This is a genomic window from Paenibacillus sp. GCM10027628, assembly GCF_042676385.1.
GTDB lineage: Bacteria > Bacillota > Bacilli > Paenibacillales > NBRC-103111 > Paenibacillus_E.
Genome location: NZ_JBHTHA010000079.1, coordinates 1 through 22,863, shown reverse-complemented (window position 1 = coordinate 22,863; position 22,863 = coordinate 1). Strand labels below are relative to the sequence as shown.

The 22,863-nt window shown below is 48.7% G+C and carries 20 protein-coding genes; 6 read left to right on the top strand and 14 right to left on the bottom strand.

Annotation, left to right across the window (positions count from 1 at the left end):
• Positions 1 to 197: 197 nt before the first annotated feature.
• Positions 198 to 2,000 (bottom strand): ABC transporter ATP-binding protein, encoded by a 1,803-nt coding sequence (locus ACFQZT_RS32615; protein WP_379307192.1) that lies wholly within the window; start codon positions 1,998 to 2,000, stop codon positions 198 to 200.
• On the bottom strand, positions 1,987 to 3,738 hold the full coding sequence (locus tag ACFQZT_RS32610; protein WP_379307191.1) for an ABC transporter ATP-binding protein: 1,752 nt from the start codon (positions 3,736 to 3,738) through the stop codon (positions 1,987 to 1,989). The genes ACFQZT_RS32615 and ACFQZT_RS32610 overlap by 14 nt, the downstream gene beginning before the upstream one ends.
• 176 nt (positions 3,739 to 3,914) lie before the next feature.
• On the opposite strand from ACFQZT_RS32610, the gene ACFQZT_RS32605 reads away from it, so the two are divergent.
• Positions 3,915 to 4,121 carry a YrzA family protein gene (locus tag ACFQZT_RS32605; RefSeq protein WP_379307190.1) on the top strand — a complete coding sequence of 69 codons (207 nt, stop codon included), beginning with the start codon at positions 3,915 to 3,917 and terminating at the stop codon, positions 4,119 to 4,121.
• A gap of 39 nt (positions 4,122 to 4,160) precedes the next feature.
• On the opposite strand, the gene ACFQZT_RS32600 is transcribed toward ACFQZT_RS32605, so the two are convergent.
• The 6 genes from ACFQZT_RS32600 to ACFQZT_RS32575 form a co-directional block, all read right to left on the bottom strand.
• Positions 4,161 to 4,403 (bottom strand): HPr family phosphocarrier protein, encoded by a 243-nt coding sequence (locus tag ACFQZT_RS32600; RefSeq protein ID WP_379307189.1) that lies wholly within the window; start codon positions 4,401 to 4,403, stop codon positions 4,161 to 4,163.
• A gap of 17 nt (positions 4,404 to 4,420) precedes the next feature.
• Entirely contained in the window at positions 4,421 to 5,116 is a 696-nt protein-coding gene (locus ACFQZT_RS32595) for a TerC family protein (RefSeq protein WP_379307188.1), read from the bottom strand.
• A 74-nt stretch (positions 5,117 to 5,190) separates the two neighbouring features.
• Positions 5,191 to 6,114: an AEC family transporter gene (locus ACFQZT_RS32590; protein ID WP_379307198.1), complete on the bottom strand. Its 924-nt coding sequence runs from the start codon at positions 6,112 to 6,114 to the stop codon at positions 5,191 to 5,193.
• A 100-nt stretch (positions 6,115 to 6,214) separates the two neighbouring features.
• A complete protein-coding gene (locus tag ACFQZT_RS32585; RefSeq protein ID WP_379307186.1) occupies positions 6,215 to 7,741 on the bottom strand; it encodes a tripartite tricarboxylate transporter permease in 1,527 nt (508 codons plus the stop codon).
• Between the two features lies 1 nt (position 7,742).
• Positions 7,743 to 8,204, bottom strand: a complete 462-nt coding sequence (locus ACFQZT_RS32580) for a tripartite tricarboxylate transporter TctB family protein (protein WP_379307184.1) — start codon at positions 8,202 to 8,204, stop codon at positions 7,743 to 7,745.
• A gap of 65 nt (positions 8,205 to 8,269) precedes the next feature.
• A complete protein-coding gene (locus ACFQZT_RS32575) occupies positions 8,270 to 9,328 on the bottom strand; it encodes a tripartite tricarboxylate transporter substrate binding protein (protein WP_379307196.1) in 1,059 nt (352 codons plus the stop codon).
• 261 nt (positions 9,329 to 9,589) lie between these two features.
• Between ACFQZT_RS32575 and ACFQZT_RS32570 the strand changes: the two genes are divergently transcribed.
• Both ACFQZT_RS32570 and ACFQZT_RS32565 read left to right on the top strand, forming a co-directional pair.
• Positions 9,590 to 11,224 carry an ATP-binding protein gene (locus ACFQZT_RS32570; protein ID WP_379307182.1) on the top strand — a complete coding sequence of 545 codons (1,635 nt, stop codon included), beginning with the start codon at positions 9,590 to 9,592 and terminating at the stop codon, positions 11,222 to 11,224.
• Positions 11,193 to 11,912 (top strand): response regulator, encoded by a 720-nt coding sequence (locus ACFQZT_RS32565; RefSeq protein WP_379307180.1) that lies wholly within the window; start codon positions 11,193 to 11,195, stop codon positions 11,910 to 11,912. The genes ACFQZT_RS32570 and ACFQZT_RS32565 overlap by 32 nt, the downstream gene beginning before the upstream one ends.
• A gap of 581 nt (positions 11,913 to 12,493) precedes the next feature.
• Here the strand turns inward: ACFQZT_RS32565 and ACFQZT_RS32560 are convergent.
• A complete protein-coding gene (locus tag ACFQZT_RS32560) occupies positions 12,494 to 13,453 on the bottom strand; it encodes an alpha/beta fold hydrolase (RefSeq protein ID WP_379307178.1) in 960 nt (319 codons plus the stop codon).
• A 15-nt stretch (positions 13,454 to 13,468) separates the two neighbouring features.
• The gene (locus tag ACFQZT_RS32555; protein ID WP_379307195.1) at positions 13,469 to 15,124 is read right to left on the bottom strand and encodes a hypothetical protein; all 1,656 of its coding nucleotides are present in this window, start codon (positions 15,122 to 15,124) and stop codon (positions 13,469 to 13,471) included.
• 249 nt (positions 15,125 to 15,373) lie between these two features.
• On the opposite strand from ACFQZT_RS32555, the gene ACFQZT_RS32550 reads away from it, so the two are divergent.
• Genes ACFQZT_RS32550 through ACFQZT_RS32540 form a run of 3 tightly spaced genes read left to right on the top strand, consistent with a single transcriptional unit; the run spans position 15,374 to position 17,938 of the window.
• Complete coding sequence (locus tag ACFQZT_RS32550; RefSeq protein WP_379307194.1) at positions 15,374 to 16,399, top strand: methionine ABC transporter ATP-binding protein; 1,026 nt, start codon at positions 15,374 to 15,376, stop codon at positions 16,397 to 16,399.
• Between the two features lie 2 nt (positions 16,400 to 16,401).
• A complete protein-coding gene (locus ACFQZT_RS32545) occupies positions 16,402 to 17,058 on the top strand; it encodes a methionine ABC transporter permease (RefSeq protein ID WP_379307193.1) in 657 nt (218 codons plus the stop codon).
• A gap of 22 nt (positions 17,059 to 17,080) precedes the next feature.
• A complete protein-coding gene (locus ACFQZT_RS32540; RefSeq protein ID WP_379307176.1) occupies positions 17,081 to 17,938 on the top strand; it encodes a MetQ/NlpA family ABC transporter substrate-binding protein in 858 nt (285 codons plus the stop codon).
• A gap of 82 nt (positions 17,939 to 18,020) precedes the next feature.
• Here ACFQZT_RS32540 and ACFQZT_RS32535 read toward each other — a convergent pair whose 3' ends face one another.
• The 4 genes from ACFQZT_RS32535 to ACFQZT_RS32520 form a co-directional block, all read right to left on the bottom strand.
• Positions 18,021 to 18,857, bottom strand: coding sequence for a YitT family protein (locus ACFQZT_RS32535; RefSeq protein WP_379307174.1), 837 nt, complete (start codon positions 18,855 to 18,857; stop codon positions 18,021 to 18,023).
• A gap of 104 nt (positions 18,858 to 18,961) precedes the next feature.
• Entirely contained in the window at positions 18,962 to 20,077 is a 1,116-nt protein-coding gene (gene ald, locus ACFQZT_RS32530; RefSeq protein WP_379307172.1) for an alanine dehydrogenase, read from the bottom strand.
• 123 nt (positions 20,078 to 20,200) lie between these two features.
• On the bottom strand, positions 20,201 to 21,862 hold the full coding sequence (locus tag ACFQZT_RS32525) for a PucR family transcriptional regulator (RefSeq protein WP_379307170.1): 1,662 nt from the start codon (positions 21,860 to 21,862) through the stop codon (positions 20,201 to 20,203).
• 475 nt (positions 21,863 to 22,337) lie between these two features.
• Entirely contained in the window at positions 22,338 to 22,718 is a 381-nt protein-coding gene (locus ACFQZT_RS32520) for a hypothetical protein (RefSeq protein WP_379307168.1), read from the bottom strand.
• Positions 22,719 to 22,863: the final 145 nt, after the last annotated feature.

The following is a 22,863-nucleotide window of genomic DNA, read 5'->3' as shown; positions in this document are numbered from 1 at the left end:
TGTTTTTAGTGTATCTGAAGTGGATTAAAGTGTCCAAGTGGATTAGGGGGCTATATAGAAATGGGTGTTTCAGCTCGCTTTTTCCCCGCCTTTGGCACCGGCGCAACTCGCAACCGCCGACCTATCATCCGCGCTGTTTCGAGCGCTTACGCGTCGCCGCAGCACGCGTCACCGCACGGCTTCGCGGCCGGCGCATCCTACGAAGATGTCCGCGCAGCATCCATCTTCCCCTGCGCGTGCAGGTACAATTGCTCGTAGTATCCATGGAGCTCGAGCAATTGCTCGTGGCTGCCTTCCTCGACGATCCGGCCGCCCTGCATGACAATGATCCGATCGGCGTGGACGATCGTGGAGATGCGGTGCGCGATCACCAGCGTCGTTCGGCCTTCGGCGACGATCTGCAGCGCCGACTGGATCAACTGCTCCGTCTGCGAGTCCAAGTTCGCTGTCGCTTCATCCAGGATCAGCACTTTCGGCTGGAAGACGATGATGCGCGCAAAGGAGATCAGCTGCCGCTCGCCTGCTGAGAGGCCGCTGCCTCTTTCGGAGATGCGCGTCTCATAGCCGTCCTTCATCCGTGCGATCAAGGCATCCGCTCCAACCAGCGTGCATGCACGCATAACATCATCTCTCGATATCGTATCGTCAAACATGCGGACGTTCTCAAGAATACTGCCGGCGTATAAGTACGGTTCCTGCTGCACGAGTCCGACCATCCGGTGCAGATCCGCCTGCGCCATGTCTCGAACATCGGTGCCGTCAATGCGAATACTCCCCTGCTGCACATCGTAGAACCGGCAGAGCAGGCTGATCAGCGAGCTTTTCCCCGCTCCCGTCGTACCGACGATACCTATCATTTGACCGGGTTCAATAAGCAGCTCTAGATCTTCAATAACCGGCACATCCTGTTGATAGCCAAAGCGAACGTGATTGAAATGAATGCGGCCCCGCACTTCCGACAAGGAAATCGGCTTTGGATCCGGTTTATCCGCAATATCCGGTTTGATCGAGAACACATTCCAAATCCGGTTCATCGATACGGTCGTAGACTGCAGCGTATTCCACTGCTGGGTAATCGTATTGATCGGCTGGAAAAATTGCCGTATATAGGTGATAAACGCATAAAGCACGCCGAACTCAATTGCATTATCAAAAACGGCGATGCCGCCGAGCCATGTAATGAAAGCAACAGATAAGTTACCTAAAATATCAAACGAACGGTTAAATAAAACGTTCGTCCGGACTTCCCGCAAATTCGCGCGAAAGTAGCCGAGATTGCGATCGGAAAATCGTTTCATCTGCTCTTTCTCCTGATGGAAAGCCTGAATCAGGTGCATGCCGGATAAATTTTCCGCGGCGAAGGCAACAAGCTGCGACAATTGCGATCTGGACAATTGATAGGTTTTTCGCATATAAGTACGGAACCCGACCGCAATAAGCACGATGATCGGTATGACCAGCATACTGTACAGTGTAAGCTGGGGATCCAGATGAAACATAAGTACGATGATAAAAATCAATGTCATCCCATCGCGAACGAGGCTGAGCAGCACTTGCGTGAAAAATTGATTTAACGTCTCGGTATCGCTGGAGACATGCGTAATCAAGCTGCCGCTAGGCGTCCGGTCATAATAAGACATCGATAGACGGAAGATATGCTGAAACAAATCCTTACGGATCTTCGCGACAATACTTTGCCCGGCGAACTGGAGCAAATTGTTCTGCAGATAGCTGAAAAACAATGAACAGACAGACAAGCCTACGTAGAACAAACAAATGAGAATTAGCGATTTGTAATCGTTTTTACCCACCATCAGGTTGTCGTCGATGGCGATTTTCACCAAATAAGGCTGAAACAAGTCGGCTGCAATACCCAGAAGCGTGCAAAAGAGAATAGCAACAAATGTGAACCGGTGCGGCTTCGCATAGACGGATAAAGCATGAAATGCCGATTTCGTCGCTTTCCGTTCCTCTGCCGTTCTACGCTTAAGTATTGGCATCGTGGTCCCCCCCTTCCTGGATCGCATGGAGCTCGGCGTACAGCCCATCTTGCGATAGCAGTTCCTCATGGGTACCACGCTGCACGATTCGTCCTTCATCAAGCACGATAATTTCATCCGTATGCTTTAAAGCGCTGATGCGGTGGGCGATCCAGATCGTCGTTTTATCCGATCGTTCCTTCCTGATCGTATCGATAATATGTTTTTCCGTAACGGAATCCACAGCACTTACGCTATCGTCAAGAATCATCACCGGAGAATCTTTGATGATGCCTCTTGCCAGGCTGGTTCTCTGCCTTTGACCGCCGGACAGCGTCACACCGCGTTCCCCTAATTTCGTTTCGAATTGCTCAGGAAATGCTGCAATACTCGTGAAAATTTGTGCCTTTCTGGCGGCGCGCTCCACCTGATCGAGCGGCGTTTCTCTTTTGTAGAAAGCGATGTTATCGCGAATAGTCGTACTAAAAAGGAAACCTTCCTGCGGAACATAAGCGATTTGAGTCCGCAAACTTTCGAGCGTCACATCGCGTATATCCGTTTCACCGATCCATACCGTACCTGCCGGTGGTTCGTAGATGCGGAGCATTAGCTTTACCAGCGTCGATTTGCCGCTCCCGGTCTTCCCGATAATGCCTAGCGATTTACCCGGCTCGATCCGTAGCGTTATGTCATGAAGCACCTCGTCCTCGTCACCCGGATAGGCAAAAGATAAGTGCTCGATCCGGATTTCCTCGTGGTCGAGATCGGTCATTTGCTCAAGCTCGTTGTGCACAATATCCGATTTCATATCGAGCAGATCATTAATTCGCTCGAGCGAAGCCCTGGAGCGCTGCATGGCGTTAATCACGCGTCCGATCTGTTGAAGCGGATTCACCATCATTCTTATGTATAGCGTTAATTCAACGAAATTGCCTACGGTAATCCGGTGATGGATGGTTAAATAGCCGCCAAAGGCAAGGGCGATAATGAGCGAAAGCGCCCCCAAAAATGGAATAAGCGCCTCAAACAGCGATGATAACCGGACCAAGCGGAGCTGGTTGTCGCGAATGCGGTCCACGGTTTCGGCGAATCGGCGTATCATGATCGCTTCTACGGCGAATTTTTTGGCGACGCGAATGCCTCCGAACTGTTCTTCGGCAGATTCAGTCATTTTGCCCAGAGATTCCTGCACGAGCAACGAATGATTTCTAATAATTGGCCGAAATTTGACTGCAAGTATAGGAATGAATAGTAGCGGAATCACACAAACAGCAATTAAATAAAGCGGAATGGAACTGAAGAGCATCGTGATGATAACGGCCCCGATCAAGATCGTTGAGTTGACTACCTGATTGATCCCCATGGAGATGGATTCCCGAATCGCCGTCACGTCATTCATGACATAACTGAGCAGCTTTCCGACTCCATGCTTCGAATAAAAGGTCGCGCTTAAATGCGTAAAATGATCGAATAACCGATTGCGCGACACATACTCAAACCGCCTGCCGTTACGCATGATCATGTACTGCCCAATCGCAACCAGCACACCATAAGAAATGCCAATCATGAGAAGTTTAAAACTGTAATCAATAATTAGCGGTTGACTCAAGCCTCCTTGTTGAAGCTGGTCGGTAAATATACCTAGAATCTTCGGGTAGTAAGAATGAATAATGTTCCCAATCGAAATAGACAGTGCAGCCAGTACGTACAGCGGCCATTTCTCCTTGAAGAAATCAATCAATAACCGTGTAGACTTCATTATCGCATCAACTCCTGTATGTCTTTAATTATACGGAAATTGGAGTGTATATAAAGTTATGTGAGCAGAATGCTGAACGGAATACATCTTTTGACTCCATTATTAAACATAGCATATACTTCCTAATATCAGTTATTAATGGAATCATACAATCATTCACTTGGGAGAACGAGCAGATGGAATTTAGATTGGATCGAATCGAAAATAAAATTGAATTTTTTCAAGCGTACGATATGAAATCGCTGGAGCAAAAAATTGACGAGCAGATTGACAATAACAAAGCACTGCTGCTCGATGTATTCGCCATCCAGCACAACGTCGTGTTCGACCCTAACGTCGGCAAAATGCTGTATAGCGCAGTTGTTCATTTTAAAGCAAAATAAGGGGCCATCCTTTTCGGACAGCCCCTTCAACTTCATACTTTAACCTTCGCTAAGCGGAAGGCCATGCTTTTCAAAAATTTGCTTCATAACCGCTTTCGCTTCTTCTTCATCCGGACCATGAATTTCAAGCTGGTACACCTGATTGCTGAAAAGCGTAATACTCAGGCCAAGTATGCTTTTCACATCGATGAATCTTGTGCCTACTTTGATGACGATACTTGATTTGAATTGATTCGCTGCCTGATTAATTTCCACAATCGCTTTCGTTTCCAACCCGCCCATACGGATCCCTCCAGTTATTATTGTCCTGCCAAATCTGCTTGTACCGAATCTTCTTTCTGCTTTTTCTGAAGCCATTTACCAACGACGATAACCGCAACAGCCAAAAGTACAGGGAGAACATAATGCAGGGCCGGATGAGCCGTTTCCATGCGCGCAGCGATCGCACCGTCGCTCATGATCATTTCCCCAGACGTATAACCAAGCAAGCCGACACCCAGCATGACGATAACGGGAAAACGGTTCATCAGCGCCATCAGCAGCCTGCTTCCCCAAATGATCAGCGGAATGCTGATCGCTAGTCCAAGAGCAATCAACAGGAAGTTCCCATTAGCCGCGCCTGCTACCGCCAGTACATTATCAAGACTCATGACCAGATCGGCGATGAGGATCGTTTTAACTGCTGCACCCAGATGCTGGCTGGATGGCAAATTCTCTTCCTGTTCTTCGTTTTTCATTAATTTGACGGCGATCCAGATCAACATAATCCCGCCAAGCACTTGAACGAAAGGGATTTGTAGCATCCATACCGCGACAAAGGTCAGAATGACACGCAGTACAATCGCTCCGAAGCTGCCGAAGAATATCGCCTTTTTCTGCTGTTCTGCAGGCAAATTCCGGCAAGCCAAAGCAATGACGACCGCGTTATCTCCGCTGAGCACAATGTTGATGATTATGATTTTAAGTAGTCCGAGTAAAAGCCACTCCAGTTCCATCTCTCTCCATGCCCTCCAATTAAAAATCAGCTTGTTCAATCTGTAACAATCTCAACCATTAATTTGTCATTGATTTAAAATAAAATTTTTGCCGCGTAAACAACCAAGGTGACAGTCACACTGCTTAGCAATGTCGATAGTAATACGACCTGCGCCGCATATTCAGGGTGATTTCCATATTCTAAAGCGAAGACGGCGCTGTTTCTTGATGTCGGAAACGAACTGGCAATGAGCAATGCTTGGGCAGTCGTGCCATCAAGTTGCAGCAGCCAGATAAACCCCAGCGCGATTACCGGTGAAATGACAAGTCTCCCCAGTAAACTAAGTACAAGCGCGACACTCAATCTTTTGAATTGCAAGTAAGCGCTCTGCGCGCCCAATGTCACAAGCGCAATGGCCAGGAACGCGTTAGCGACATTTTGCAGCGGATTCCAAATAAAAGCCGGGATCGGGATGGCTAACGAGTGCATTAGCAATCCTAATAAAAAAGCATAAATCATCGGATTTTTCAGCAGTTCTTTGAACAGCTTCTGTCCCTGACTTTGGGCGGAAACTGCATTCATTAAACCGAATGTATTTGTGAGCAGGTTTTGATAGATCGACACGACGACTTGTACCGACAATCCAAGCGGATTATTCTGAAACACGAGCTGGCTGACCGGCAGCCCAAAATTGCCGGAATTGCTTAGAACGACACTGTTCGAAAAGCTCGAAGTCAGACCTTTATCAAATTTAGCCAGCATTGCCGCCGCCTTGCTGATCAAGATGAGCACTATGCTTTGCAAAAGTAAGAACCCAACAATTCGGAAAAGCAGACCCGCATCGAATTTACTTTCATAAATGTTCGTAAAGCTGACGGCAGGGAGCAAGAAAAAAGCATTCAGCTTGGACAGCGTGTTCATTTCAAATTTAAAGGTACGATGCATCAGCACACCTGCGCCGATTAACACAAATACAGGTACGATTACGTTCAGTACGATTAATAACAGGACGTCCATGACAATACTCTCCATTAATGAAACCCCTGATTAGGCTGGAAAAGCTGCTGATCATGATCAGGGCTAGGGTCCATTCTAACAGGGGTTTGACGTTAATCTTTTAACCTTCCTCGTTCACAAGGACGTTTTTGCCCCTCATTTTAAGAATAAGAGGAATCGAGATCCACAAAAGTCCGATAATGAGAAATGCGAGTGAGACCGGCTTTTGCAGGAAAATCATAAAATCGCCGTTAGAAATCGTCAACGCTCTGCGCATGTTGTTTTCCATCATTGGCCCTAAAATGAGACCCAGTACAAGCGGAGCCAGCGGGTAATCGTTTTTAGCCAAGAAGTAACCGACAAGACCGCAGCCCATAATTAAGAGCAAGTCAAACGTTGAATACTGAACCGCATAGACACCAAACACGGAAAAGACAATGATCAATGGAATCAGGTATTTGGTTGGCGTCTCAATGACTTTGGCAAATACTTTAACAAGCGGCATGTTGAGAATGAGCAGCATCAGGTTGCCTACGAACATACTTGCAATAACGCCCCAGGCGAGCTGAGGGTGATCTTGGAATAACAAAGGACCCGGTTGAACGTTATACATAATGAATGCGCCCATTAAAATCGCTGTCGTGCCGGATGACGGAATCCCCAATGTCAAAAGCGGAATCATAGCGCCACCGGAAGCGGCATTGTTCGCGGACTCAGGCGAAGCTACGCCCTCAATCGCTCCTTTGCCGAACTTCTCGGGATTTTTACTGATTTTTTTCTCGACGATATAAGCAAAGAATGAGGCAAGGATTGCACCTGCACCCGGCAGCAGTCCGATAAAGAATCCAAGAATGGAGCCGCGGGCTATCGGCGCCGCGCTGTCTTTCATATCCTGTTTCGTCGGTAGGATGCGATGAATTTTCGCCAATTCGCCGTCATTTCCTTCACGTTGAAGGATGGTCTTAAACACTTCCCCGACCGCGAATGTACCTACCGCAACGGTCAGGAATTCCAAGCCTTGGTACAGTTCCGGAATGCCGAACGTAAAGCGTTCCACGCCGGATACATTATCGATTCCGATCGTTGCGAGCAGAAGGCCGAAAGCAGTCATGATGAGCGCCTTCACCATCGATTTGCCGGCAAGACCGCTGATCGCGAGCAAGCCGAGCACCATCAGGGAGAAGTATTCGGCCGGTCCGAACTTAATTGCCACCGCCGATAAAGGGCGTGCCAAAAAGATAAGACCGATCAAGGAGATGATTCCCGCGGCAAAAGAACCAATCGCTGAGATTGCAAGCGCCGCGCCCGCTCTGCCTTGTTTAGCCATTTGGTAACCGTCGAGTGTCGTTACGACTGAAGACGATTCCCCCGGCGTGTTTAACAGGATCGACGTCGTCGAACCCCCGTACATCGCTCCGTAATAAACACCAGCCAGCAAAATAATCGAACTTGTCGCCGCTTCTTCAGGAGCTAATCCAGCTGTCATCGTTGCTGTAATTGGAATCAACAGAGCAACACCGCTCATCGGACCAATCCCCGGCAATACGCCTACCACAGTTCCGATCAGTACGCCTAAGAAAACAAACACGACATTGTGCCACTGCATGGCAGTGCCTAATCCATGAAGAACATAGTCAATTGTGCTCATGTCATGCTCCTCCTAGCCAAGCTGGGAATCCGGGAAGCGAACCATCCAGCACGTTGACATACAAATAATAAACACCATACGAGAATCCGGCTGCAATCAGTAGGGAAACCCATACCTTACCCTTTTGCATCGTTTGGAATCCGATCATCAAGAACAGGAATGTCGAGATCACGAACCCGATATCTTCAAGGAAATATGCATATAAGACAGCGGCGATAAAAATGATGCCGAATCTTTTGTAGTCCAAATTTTCTTTACTTTTTTCCGCTTGTTGTTTGCGAAATGTCTCATAAATAAGGCGAACACTCATAAGCGATAAAAACGATCCGAGTATCATCGGAAAAATATTAGCGCCTACATTACTGCCGTATGCGCTTGTTGAAATTCCCATTGCGCCGATGACAAACGCGATGCCAATGGCGAAAAACGCGATGCCTGCATAACGGTCAATCGTCGTATTCATCTTTCTCTGCCTCCTACCCTATGAGCGAGGGAGAAGAGGTTATCTTCTCCCTTGTTTCTAGGTTCTTATTTCTGCATGCCAAGCGCTGTCAGCATGTCTTTAAGTTGTGCTTCTTGTTGTCCCAAGTAGGCTTTGAAATCATCAGCTTTCTTGTAATCGGTTTCCCAGCTATTCGCTTGCATTTCTTTTTTCCAAGCATCGGATTCTACCATTTTCTTGATCGCATCTTCCCAGTAGGCTTTCGCATCAGCACTCATGTTTTTCGGTCCGAAGAATCCGCGCCAAATCAGGAACTCTGCATCAACGCCCTGTTCTTTCATCGTCGGAATATCTTTCAAGCTTCCGCCAAGACGGGCAGGTGCAGCGACGGCCAGAATGCGAATCTTGCCAGCTTTAACGTATTGATCCAAGGAAGAAGCATCTGTACCCAGAACGTCGGCATTGCCGCCAAGCAGCGCCGTCACGGCTTCCCCGCCGCCATCGTAGGACACATATTTAACCTTTTTCGGATCGATGCCGTATTTGAATGCCGGGAGAATGGAGACCAGGTGGTCCATCGAACCTGGCGCGGAACCGCCGGCAACCGTCAATTTCGTAGGATCGGCTTTCATATCGTCGAGCAGCGATTTTAGATCTTTATACTTGGAGTTCGCCGCTACTGCAACTGCGCCATAGTCTTTGGTCAACTGGGCAAGCGGCGTCGTATCGTTATAACCGTAAGGTGTATTGCCTTCTTTTTTCAGATGGTTAATGAGAATCGGCGGTGAGCTGACGAACAGCTTGTAGTTGTCTTTTACGTCTTTGGTTGCGTATTCCGCCAAGAATACCGCGCCTCCGCCACCTGGTTTGTTTTCCACAGTAACCGGCTTATCGATTGCTTTCGTTTCTGTCAAAACTTTGGCGATCGTACGAGCTGTCATATCCCAGCCGCCGCCTGCACCGGACGGAGCGATAATGCTAAGCGCTTTCTCCGGATAGTTTGATTTTGCCGCTTGGGTAGGCGCCGTTGTTTCTTTGCCTTTATCGGCAGGAGCGCTTGTTGCCGCCGGCTTGTTTGCGCTGTTTCCACAAGCAGCTAAGCTGACTGCCAAAACGCCAATCGTCGTCACTTTCCATGAAGCCATTAAAAGTTGTTTTATCAATTGAAACCCCTCCACATGTTTTGATGTGTTTTTGTATACGATTTCGTTGAAGCGTTTTCAGAATAACATCGCATTCACATTTAGGGAAGTTTAACGAGATTAGTTGTAATAACGTCGTTATGGACATTTTGTTCATATTGTTCACGGATGGCGGCGGCGGTTATCGATCAAAATGATAACGCTTTATGATACAATACAAGCTAATGTTCCCCCAAAAGCGAAAATGGAGGGCCTTTGAACGTTATGAAACTGCAAACCAAGCTAATCCTTATCATTTGTTCTCTCCTGTTCTTCGTCATCGTCAGTTTAGGAAGCATTTTCTTTTACATTATGACCACGGCTCTTGAGGATCAGATCGGGACACGCGCCTTAAAAGTCGCGGAAACCGTTGCCGATATACCCGAAATTCGCCAAGCTTTTCAAACATCAGACCCTTCTGCGATCATCCAGCCAATCGCTGAAAGCATCCGGGAAAAAACCGATGCCGAATACATCGTTGTAGGAAACCGTGAGGGTATTCGCTACTCGCACCCGCTTCCGGATCGGATCGGCAAAGAAATGGTCGGCGGGGATAATGGCCCGGTGCTCGAGGGACACTCGATCATATCCAAAGCCGTCGGTTCCCTGGGTCCTTCGCTCCGCGGCAAAGCGCCCGTCTTCGGTGAAAGCGGTAACGTCATCGGCATTGTCTCTGTCGGTTTTCTTACCGAGGACATCGATACCATTACACAAGCCTATCAATCGCGAATCGAGCTGATTTCCATGATCGTGCTTGTCGTGGGCTTGATTGGCTCCGTACTGATCGCACGCAACGTACGAAGCTCGATTCATGGGCTCGAACCCAAAGAAATCGGCGAGCTCTATACCGAAAAGCAGGCTATCCTGCAATCGATCCGCGAAGGCATTATCGCTGTAAATCGGGAGGGTATAATTACGATGGCGAACCGCTATGCGCTTCAGCTTTTGCAGCTGCCGATCCATGCTAAAATTACAGGTCGCCATATTGAAGACTTCATCCCGAATACCCGCCTTTATGAAGTGGTACGAACTGGAGAAGCCGAGTTTGATCATGAAATGCTCATCGGCGATCACGAGGTCATTGTCAACCGGGTACCCATCATAAACCGGAAAAACAACGTAACCGGCGCCGTGTCCAGCTTCCGCAGCAAATCGGAGTTGTACCGGTTAGCCGAGGAACTTTCCCAGGTGAGGCGGTTCGCTGAGGCTTTGCGCGCTCAGACGCATGAATTTTCGAACAAATTGTATGTCATTTCCGGGCTCATCCAACTTGAATCGTATCAGGAAGCGGTCGAGCTGATTTCAAGGGAAGCAAACGTGCACCAGAACTGGGTGCAGTTCATCATGCGCGAAATTCCCGATCCGATGATCGGGGGGCTGTTGATCGGCAAATTCAATCATGCTCAAGAGCTGAAGTTAACATTTGAGATTGACCATGAAAGCTCATTTGCCGATATCCCTGAGGAGATCGATCGCAATATGCTTGTCACGATCATCGGCAATCTGATTGACAATGCGATGGAAGCCGTCCTTGCAGGCGGCGATCAGACAGAGCCGTATGTGAAATTATTTTTGACCGATCTTGGCAAAGATTTAATTATTGAGTGTGAAGATCGCGGTATCGGCATTCCCGATGAAGTGGGCGATGCCGTGTTTGAGAAAGGTTTTTCCACGAAGGAAGGTGAACACCGGGGCATTGGACTTGCCTTGGTCAGGCATGCCATAGGTAAACTGAACGGGTATATGACCTTCCACAAAAATCCGGTTGGCGGTACGATTTTCACCGTTGCCATTCCCAAGCGTACTCATGGAGAAAGGAGTTCGAACTATGAACCAGGAGCCTCAGCAACCGATCATTGATGTTTTAATTGTAGAAGACGACGTCAAAATTGCCGAAATCAATGCAAGATTTATTGAAAAAGTTGAAGGCTTTCATGTCGTCGGAATTGCTACGGACGACGTTCAAGCCAAGGAGCAGCTTGACATATTGCGCCCTAATCTCGTGCTGCTGGATGTTTATTTTCCGGGCGCGAACGGACTGGACATGCTTTCTTATATTCGTCAACATTACCGGGAAACCGACGTCATTATGATCACTGCGGCCAAAGAAGTCGAGGCTATTCGCGAAGCCGTTCGAAGCGGCGCTTTCGATTACATTATGAAACCGCTCATCTTTAACCGGCTGCAAGAAACATTGCTTCGCTATCTCGACTTCCACAGGGAGCTCAACCGCCTGAATGAAAGCGGCACGATCAATCAGAGCGACGTGGATCGCCTATTGTCGGGCTCTGGCAAGAAAGATACGCGCTCGGAGCCCTCTTTTCTCCCCAAAGGCATTGATAAATTGACGCTCGTAAAAATCGTGCAGGCGATTTCCACCGCAGACGGCGGCATGACCGCCGAGCAAATCGCCAAAGAAATCGGCGTCAGCCGTTCCACGGGGCGGCGCTATCTGGAGCATTTGGTCAGCTCGGGCGAAGTATACGCCGACCTGTCGTACGGCGTCGTGGGCCGACCCGAACGCGTGTACCGCAAGCGGAGCACGTGACTGCGGCGGAGCTCAGTGAGCGGCGGGCGGAGCACGTGACTGCGGCGGAGCTGGGGCGAGTGGCGGGTGGACGGGCGTGGCGCCCGAACTATTTGAGTCAGCGGTTTTCGACTTCGCTGGCTTGTTTTGCTGCCGAAAAAGCCGAAATGGCTCTTTCGGGGGACATGCCTCTGCCGTGGCGGGCTGCGCCTCATGTCCTTTGTCGTTATGCCGTCTATCATATGCTTCCTTAGAACCAATCCGCCCTCTTCACTTCTGAAAGAATGAAAAACATCGCTCACGGACTCTCGCATCTGCAACAATGAAAATCATCTTTATTGCCTCGCACAGCCGTTCAGATCTGTTTTATTCTCATCTGAAAGAATGAAAAACATCGCTACAGACACGACTAGCACGTGCCCTCGCATCTGCAACGATGAAAATCATCTTTACTGCCTCACATAGCACCGTCCGTCCCCATCGACACGCTTATCTTTCCAAAGGAGTCTGGCAAACCAAAACTGCTAACTTAAACATCCCTTGCATAGTAAGAAAGAAAACAGGCGCCAATAGGCACCTGTTTTCTTACATTCCATGCTATTTTATAATTGCAATAAAAATTGAAGCGCTGTATCATCGAAGCCTGGCAAATGCTCATGGCCGAAGTCTGGGTAAATTTCCAGCTGCTTCTTGGCCTTAATTTTGTTGTATGCCGCAAACTGCGTAGATGGCGGGCAGACGGTATCGATTAGCCCTACTGCCATAAGCACTTCCCCTTGAATCCGCTCAGCAAGGTGTTGGATGTCAATATAGCCCAGCTTCATGAAAGTTTCGGCTTCACGTTTATGCTGCGGGTCATGGCGGCGGAAATAATCTTTGAGCTCTTGATAGGCATCTTTCGCCAAATCCATTTCCCAAACGCGTTGATAATCGCTGAGGAATGGATACACCGGTGCAAGCCGCTTAATGCGCGGCTCCAGCGCCGCACAAGCGATCGTCAATGCGCCGCCCTGCGAGCCGCCCAAGGCGCCAACTCGCTCCGGATCGACTTCCGGCATATTCATAGCGATACCGGCGAGCTGTGCCGTATCGAGAAAAATTTGCCGGTAAAGCAGTTGATCCGGGTGATCGTCCAATCCGCGGATAATGTGGCCGCGGAGCGTCGTGCCTTTTACGCCGCCAACATCCTCGGAAAGACCGCCTTGCCCGCGGCAATCCATGGAGAATACGGAGAAACCGGCCGCGGCGTAAGCCAATTTTTCCTTCCAATCTCCGGAATTTCCGGAATACCCGTGAAACTGTACAATAGCCGGGTGTGGACTCTCTACGTTCTTAGGGCGAACGTATTTCGCATAGATTCGAGCGCCGCCAACCCCAGTGAAGTAAAGATCAAAACAATCCGCATAAGGCACTTGAAACTCGCTTGGACGCAGCTCGATCTGAGGATCAACGGCTTTCATCTCAGCAAGTGCGCGCTCCCAGTATGCCTCAAAATCATCCGGGCGTGGGTTGATCCCCTCGTAAGTCATAAGCTTCTCTAACGGCATATCGACTAGTGGCATGGTACATCCTCTTTTCTATGTATAAGAATGATAGGCATAAGCCTTAAAATCAACAGTTGAACCATTCACAAATTTGGAAATTTCGCCCTGCTCATCTATCATAATGGCTAACGACTCTTCTTGCAAAGTCTTATAAATCAATTTGCAACTATTTTCATATGAAGAATTGAAATGTGGTTGCTTACATCTCATCTTTTCAGCAAATTGCTGCAAATTAGATACCCCGTGATGACTTGCGCCTGCAAGGTCGACACATTCCACAACAACCGTATTCATGCTGCCAGAGCTTGTCACCACAGAACGGTCGGCAAGCACTTCTCTTTGATAAGGACACTGTATGTAAACCGCTATAAAAACACCTCCGCAATAGCCGAATAAGGCGTTAGGCTCTTCGATCCACTCTCCATTAGGCAAGCAGCCAATGATTTCCTCGGGTTCTCCATCAGGTATTCCATAAAACGCAGCGACTGTTTGCTTATGAAATAACACTTCGGCGTACTCGCTTTGATGGCGTAGATCCCCTTTCGAATACCCGGGTCCAGGATGGAAGAAGAAAAGCCGATTCACACCGTCTACAGCCCCCAAAGGTACCGTTACATCCCAGCGATGCTGTTCATTGTCAAACTCTAGAGCACGCTCCCACATCCCGCCGACGGCAAAGTTTTCTGTGAAATATACGTAGCTGTGAAGATCATCTTCATCATTCTCGGCTATTGCGGCTGGTCGTGGCACCCGGATTTTCAACTCGGCCGGGACGGACCTGTTAAGGGCCTCGCTCTTAGCCTGTACAGGAGCTTCATAGGTCAAGAATCCCGCGTATTCCGTGCGAGGCATATCGTCAGGCAAACTAAAATCGCCGAACTGAACGTAGTCCAGCAGTAAGTTCCGGTCTTGTGGAATATCATGAGGCCATCCTCGAGAGTGGGCCCCTACCCATGCGCCCCGTAAGTAATAGGCGGCTCGCACGCTCCACAAATAATCCAACATTCGCTCCAAGGCTGCCCGGATCTCTATATCCTCTGCCAGTTCCCAAGCGCATGTAAAAGCTTGAACCCAGTGCCAGAACCAAGGCAATCCGCCGTATTCGGACATGCCGATTTTGGTGATGCGTTCGAGCGTTAGCCGCAAGCTTTGAAAACCATCTTCCAAAAGCTCTTTATCCTGATACAACTGTCCAAATATCAGCTTAGCAGCCGTATATTTAGCTTCATGATGATGGTAATGCTCGAGCGGCTTACGGTAAAAATCACTTTTATAAATATGAAAAAGCGCGTTTTTGAAGGAATCTCGCAAAGGTAAGCTCATTGATTCTCTATAATGATGATAAAAGTAAACCATCAAGCTCCCCATTAACTCCACGGGCAGGCTATTGAACGGTGCTTCTTTGGGCGTAGGCCTTAGGTGGAGCGGCCAATGTCCGTATGTCGGGCTCGCTTGATCCCGATTTTGCAATTCCAGTACTCGTTGTAAAACTAATTCAGCTTTTAATCTTGCATCCTCTCTATTAAAATGGATCGTTAAGCCATCATTCATCGAGGCCGCGTACAAATAGGAAGCATAATAATAGTTGTCCCTGATATCTCCTTGAAACCAAAGATCATGGTGGTCTAAGGGTTGTTCGAACGCTTTTACGGCAATTTTGCCAATAAGTTCTTGCTTTCTTTGCTGCATATCCGACAATGGATTCATCCCCTTACGTGAAAAATCACAATGGCTCAGCATGATTATGCCGAATCTTGTGATTTGTAATTGAAACGTTTAAATACAGTGTATAGACTAACATCGTCATCGTCAATCTGAAGTAAGCAATCCTTTTTCCATATCCTGGTGGTTGCAACTGGTTGCATTTTCTTATAAAATAGGCTACCGTTGGTCAAAATATAAAATCTATTAATTTTCTGTACGAGTGGGGGTATTCATCTGATTCATATCAAGCAATTGGAAAAGGTTTATGACGATGTGCCCGGACGTATACCTGCCATCCAGCAGATCAACTTACATATCGAACGTGGTGAAATTTTCGGAATCATCGGACATTCCGGCGCCGGCAAAAGTACGCTGCTGCGATGTGTGAACATGCTCGAACGGCCTTCATCCGGGACTATTCAAATTGATGGAGAAGACATGACGCGGCTTGACGGCCGTCAGCTCCAAGCGAAGCGCCGTAAGATTGGTATGATATTTCAGCATTTTAACCTGCTTTCTTCGGCAACCGTTGCGGATAATATCGCCTTTCCTCTAAAACTAGCCGGCATGTCCAAGTCCGCCATTAGCGCTAGAATTCAAGAACTGCTTGAGCTGGTCGGTTTACAAGAACATGCCCGTAAATATCCGAATCAGTTGTCAGGCGGTCAGAAGCAGCGTGTAGGCATCGCCCGGGCGCTTGCCAATCATCCTGACGTTCTGCTCTGCGACGAGGCGACCTCTGCGCTTGATCCGCAGACGACCAATTCGATTCTGGCGCTTCTTCTGGACATTAATAAGAAGTTAGGCATCACGATTCTCCTGATTACGCATGAAATGCAGGTGATCCGCGCGATTTGCGATCGGGTTGCCGTCATGGAAAAAGGAATGGTCGTTGAAACCGGCAAGGTGCTTGACGTTTTCTTGAAGCCGCAGCATGCAGTGACAAAGGATTTCGTAGGACAAGTATCGGATCTCGGTTTCACTTCCGTCGATGAAACTGCGCACCAGCAAGTAGCCAAGCAAGGTACGCGAATTCGAATCACTTACATTGGCAGCAAAACCTATGAACCGATCCTTTTTGAAACGGTAAAATCAACCCGTGTATCATTCGCGATTTTGCAGGGCACGATTTCTGCCATGAAACATGTTCCCTATGGTCAGCTCGTCGTTGAATTAACGGGCGGAGACAAGCATGAGATCGATACGGTGATTGCCAAACTGACGCAGGAAGGAATCGATGTGGAGGTGCTCACGCCATGAATATGACCTGGGACATTAATTGGCCGGAGATCGGCAAAGCGACAAGCGATACGCTTGTCATGCTGGGGTGGTCGCTGCTGTTCACTGTTATCATCGGAATGGCGCTTGGCATTATCCTTTTTTTGACATCCAGAGGCCAACTACTTCAAAACTTGCCATTGTACGGCGTACTTTCGCTCGTCGTTAACATACTGCGCTCCGTGCCTTTTGTAATCTTGATGATATCGGTCTTCCCGATCACGAAGGCACTGGTGAATACGACCATAGGCGTCAAGGGCGCAATCCCGCCCTTGGTCATTGCTGCCGCGCCTTTCCTGGCGCGGCTCGTGGAATCCGCTCTCCGCGAAATCGAGAGCGGCGTCATTGAAGCCGCGCAATCGATGGGCGCGACGCCGTGGCAAATCGTCTGGCGCGTCCTGCTGCCGGAAGCGCGCCCGGGTCTGATCTCAGCCGTCACCGTGACGGCTGTCGCCCTGCTTTCTTACTCCGCTATGTCCGGCGTCGTTGGCGGCGGCGGGCTCGGCGACCTTTCGCTGCGCTACGGCTACATGCGCTTCCGCACCGATATTATGATTGTGACTGTCGTGATTCTGGTCGTGCTCGTACAGATTTTGCAAACGGTCGGTGACCGGCTCGTCACAAGATTTAATAAAAAATAGATAAAGAGGAGAGAAAATCATCATGAAAAAACTTACTGTATCGCTAGTCGCTTTGTTCCTCATGGTTGCACTTGCAGCCTGTGGACAAAAACCGGCTGCAAGCCCATCCCCAGCTGCAAGTGCAGCACCGGCAGCATCAGCAACTCCTGCAGGAGCTAAAGAAATTACGCTAAAAGTGGGTGCATCGTCCGTTCCGCATGCGGAAATTTTGAACTCGATCAAAGACAAAATGAAAGCACAGGGCGTTAACCTTGAAGTTATCGAGTTTAACGACTACGTGCAACCGAATGTCCAAGTGTTTGAAAAACAGCTGGACGCGAACTTTTTCCAACACCAGCCTTACCTGGATCAATTCAACGCAGATAAAAATGAGAACCTCGTGAAAGTTGTCGGCGTTCATATCGAACCATTCGGCGCTTATTCCCAAAAAGTGAAATCAGTTGCTGAATTAAAAGAAGGCGCATCCGTTGCCATTCCTAACGATCCGTCCAATGCCGGCCGTGCGCTCGCTCTCATGGAGAAAAACGGTCTGATCAAGCTGAAAGACGGCGTTGGTATTAAAGGAACCGTTAAAGATATCGTAGAAAACAGCAAAAAACTGCAAATCAAAGAATTAGACCCTGCTATGCTGCCACGTACGATCGGCGAGTTCGATCTGGCGTTGATCAACACGAACTACGCGCTTCAAGCGAATTTGATGCCGACAAAAGACGCCTTGTTCATCGAGGATAAAAATTCGCCTTACGTGAACATCCTTGTTTCCCGTCCGGATAACAAAGATTCCGAAGCGATGCAAAAGCTGGCTAAAGAATTGAACTCCGCTGACGTGAAAAAATTCATCGAAGACAAGTACAAAGGCGCGATCGTGCCTGCGTTCTAAATCATTTGGAAAAGCCCCGGTACATGATGTGTACTGGGGCTTTTTTTCAGGGACCCATGGCAAAGCTGCGACTCCGTACGTCTCACTCCTCCGAAAAGCCATTGCCCACGACTTCCTTCACATCGCTAAACGTAACAAATGCCGCCGGATCGACCCGATGCACAATGGATTTTAGCTTGACGATTTCTTTGCGGCTAACGATGCAGTAGATGACCTCCCTGCGATTTCCGGTATAACCGCCTCTGCCTTCCAGAAATGTAATCCCTCGATTCAGTTGTTTCATGATCGTAGTGGCCGTCTCCCCAGGCCGGGCCGTAATAATGAATGCCGCTTTCGCACCGGATGAACCTTCGAGCACGAAATCAATCACCCTCGCCCCCACTACGATCGCCACCAGCGTATACATTGCACGCGTCAAATCCAAATAAATGAGCGAGAGCACCAGCACAACGAAATCCATGGCAAAAATCGTTTTGGCGATGCCGATGCCATAATGGTTCTGCACAAGCCGGGCAATGATATCTGTCCCCTCTGTCATTCCTTCAAAGCGAAACACGATTCCAAAGCCCAACCCAACGATTGCTCCTGCATAGAGCGAGGCCAGCAATGGATCGGGCAGCGGCATTTTAAAACTCTCGAACAGCCATAAAAACAAAGACACGGAAAGCATCCCCGTGATCGTATAAATCAAGCTTGTCCTGCCTAGAAGCCGCCATCCAAGCAAGAGGAGAGGAATATTGAAACAGAGATTCGTCCACGCCGGGTTCCAGCCCATAACGTATTTTAGCAAAAGAGCAAGTCCTGTTATTCCTCCCTCCGCCAGACCATTAGCCATATTAAAATAATTCATCCCAAAAGCAATAATGGCTGATCCAACCACTATAGCCAGCAAGTTGATCCTTTTCACATTGAAATCCATCCGTAATTCTTCTCCTCTGTAATCCTCAAGGCGAAATGTTGATAAACATAAAAACCGGCCCCTGCAAAATGAGCAGAAGCCAGTTCCATCTATTTTACCTTATTCTATTGTAAAAGTGAATAAACATCCGTATACGCATAACCATGCGCCTCGGCTACCGCTTTGTAAGAAACATGACCGGCTAAGACGTTAATGCCTTTTGCAATCGCTTTGTTGTCCAAAGCCGCTTGAACATAACCTTTGTTAGCGATCTGCAAGCCATATGGCGTTGTCACATTCGTGAGCGCGAGTGTTGATGTTCTCGCTACGGCCCCCGGCATGTTCGCAACCGCATAATGGATGACGCCATGCTTCACATAAGTTGGTTGATCATGAGTCGTAATCCGATCGATCGTCTCGATCGATCCGCCTTGGTCAATTGCCACGTCGACGATCACGGAGCCCGGACTCATCGTCTTCACCATATCTTCCGTGACTAGCCGCGGTGCACGCGCGCCTGGGATCAATACGGCGCCTACGACCAAGTCGGCACGACGCACCACTTCTGCGATGTTATACGGATTGGACATCACCGTCTTCACACGCCCTTGGAATTGATCGTCCAATTGGCGTAGACGATCCGGATTCAGATCGACGATCGTGACATCGGCGCCTAGACCTGCCGCCATTTTCGCTGCGTTCGTACCTACGATGCCGCCGCCGATAACGGCGACTTTGGCCGGCTCTACACCCGGAACGCCGCTAAGGAGTATGCCTTTGCCGCCATGCGCTTTTTCCAGGAAATGCGCACCGATCTGGATCGACATGCGACCGGCCACTTCGCTCATCGGCGTCAGCAATGGGAGGCTGCCGTTGTCCAGCTGGATCGTCTCATAGGCGATTGCTGTTACCTTTTTTTCCACCAGGGCATGTGTCAATTCCGCTTCGGGAGCCAGATGCAGATACGTGTACAAAATCAGTCCCTCGTGAAAATAGCCGTACTCTTCCGGCAGCGGTTCTTTCACTTTGACAACCATTTCCGCAGACCATACATCGGCAGCATTGGAAACGATTGCAGCACCTGCTTGTACGTAATCCTCGTCCGTAAATCCAATACTGTGACCGGCATTGGTTTCCACCCATACGGTGTGTCCAGCACTTGTGTAAGAATGCACGGAACCCGGTGTCATACCGACTCGATACTCGTTATTTTTAATTTCCTTAGGTACGCCAATAATCATCGTCATTCTCCCTCTCGCTCGCGACCCCATGAAAAAAGGATCAATCTGTACTTGTCTCCAAGTATAGAATTAATCCTCTAACGTTCCATTAGACAAATTGTAAGGAAACTTTACAAACTTTTTTCACATTTTCGTTTCAGGGTTCAAAAGCTGAAAAGCACGGATCGCAACTTGCAGCGCTAAGCGTTTTTCCGGCGACATGTAATCATGGCCGAGCAGCTCTTCGATTTTTTCCAATCGGTAATAGAGCGACTGACGGACGATAAACAGCTGCTGCGCAACGATTTGCTTGGAGCCGTCATTATCCAAATACACCTTCAACGTTCTTAAAAGCTCACTGCCTCTCGTCTGATCATGCTCGATGAGCGGCCCTAGATGGGTCCGTACAAAAGCCTGCAGCGTCTGCTTGTCAGCGATATGAAACAACAGCTGGAAAACGCCTAGCTCATCGAAGTACAGCGCGTTCGTCTGTAAGGTCGATGACAGCGAAATCGCCTGAATCGCTTCCTGATAGCTAATATAAGCATTCATAAAGCTCCGGTTGACTTGACCGACGCCAATGACTAGCTTGACCTGCTCTTCGGCTTTCATTTGCTGAAGAGATTGAAAGACGTGCTGCAATCTTTCTTTTGCAGGCTTCTTTGGAGCCTGATCGAAAGCGATGACAACGAGCCGATTGTTCTGCAGCGTGATGAGCGGATGAAACGCATGTTGCTCGAAAACAGAACGCACGTTCAGCGATAAATGTATGCCTAATGACTCGACACCCTCGTCACCAGAGGAGGATCTTGCCTCCTGATCGTACTCGAACTCAATTAGACACACGTGATAATTCAGTGCATTGAGCCGTTTGAAGTCCGGCCCTATCAATACCTTGATCTGCTCTTCATCGCGAATGCGCAAATGGAGCAAGTCATCCACCCAGAGCGTCTGGGAATAGAGCTTGCGTTCTTCCATATAACGTTTGCGCAGCAAATCCTGCGCAATCGACAGCGAGGCCGAATCCAGAATCAGGAACTCGTACTCCCTGGGCCTGCTGTTCAGTACGATAGCAATGTGCGCCCACGTTTTGCCCATGGCGCCGACAGGCTGCACAATCATCGTCTGTCCTTCAAACTCTATCTGTGAGGGCGATGCCGGATGGGCTGCCTCCGGGCTCTCATCCAGACGTTTGTGTAGAAGTTCTATCCAACGTTTGGACTCGCGGCTTGAAGCGTGTGGAACCCATTTGGGCTGCCCTTCCGCCGGCACGTAGATGACCTGTGCTTTCGTGCTAGTTTGCAACAGCTGAAGCACCTGAGTGACACCCTGCGAAGTCAGCGTCATGCGATGAAATTCGCGCGATATTTTTTCCAAGTCCTGCAGCGCTTGATGATGCTGATTAATGATATGCGCATGAATATCTTGCGTAATATCAATGAATCGCACCGCCTGCGGAAAAATAATAAGCGGCAAGCCATGCATTTCCGCCATTTCCGTCCACTCTTCTGGCACCGAACTCAGGTAATGCCCCATTTCAATACAAAGACAGGACACATTTCTATTTATCAACTGCTCCAGATAAGTCTTGAACAACTGAGTGTCCGACTTGAAGGCGGCTCCAGTCGTGAGTATCATTTCCCCGCCTTGCAGCAGCTGCTCAAATTGTATGACTTCAATGATATGTACCCATCGCACCAGACGATGAAGTCCCTGCTTCCCTGCGGCTATGTAAGCATGCTGAAAATGCGGCCGCTCCAGCACTTCTTGAACCGATAACTGATAATCTTGATTCAAATATTTCACTTCACTTTCTTCCCTGGCAGGCACTTCTCTGCTTCTAGCATAGCAGACAAAGCAGGGCAGAAGATAGTTAAAAAGTGATTGCAGCCTGTTGCTGCAAAAACAGCTGCTTTGGCGGCTCCTCCTGGTTCATCCTGCCGCGGCTAGCGACTTTAGCGCGGTTAAACCGCCTTAAAGCCACAGTTGCGCAGGGCGTATGGCAGTTAAGACGGTAAAACCGTCTTAACATCGCGGCTACGCGCACATCCTGCAGCGGCTAGCGTCTTTAGCACGGTTAAACCGCCTTAAAGCCACAGTTGCGCAGGGCGGATGACAGTTTAAGACGGTAAAACCGTCTTAACATCGCGGCTACGCGCAATTCCTGCGGCGGCATCTCTGGCCCAGTACATTCAAGTTATCCACAGCATACTAGAACTACTCTTTGTGGATATCTCATCAAGACTACCCTCGTCACCGATTCTAATGTACGTTATCTATTCTATTCTACTTCCTCGATCAGAATGTGCCCCGCTGGCACTGCATCGTCATGGACGGATACGATAAATGTAAACCGATCGGCATTAACTCGACCGAGTTCCTTCAAAACGGAAATTTCAACAGGCGCAAAATCGCCATGTACGAAAATCGTATCACAAGGGACTTCAAGAAGCAGCTGGTCAAAATGGTACTGCAGTTCATGCTGAAGTACAATGCGGTCTCTTCGGCTCTCCTCCGTGCGCTCGACAATGCCGTATGTTTTCTTAACGCTAACCATCGGCATGTTGACGCCGAACTGGAAGAGAACGCTATTAGGTGTGCTTATATATAACTTTTCTATGTATGCATCCTGTCTGCCTGAACCTTTGATAAGTATGAACATGAAGATTTCTCCTAAACCGAATAGTTAATCCATTATTTCCACCAAATATACCTTCGCTTAGTCCTTCTAAGTATATCTGTTAATTAAATTAAGTAGGAGGGGGCGGCTAGCCCCCGACCTCTTACACCACCGTACGTACCGTTCG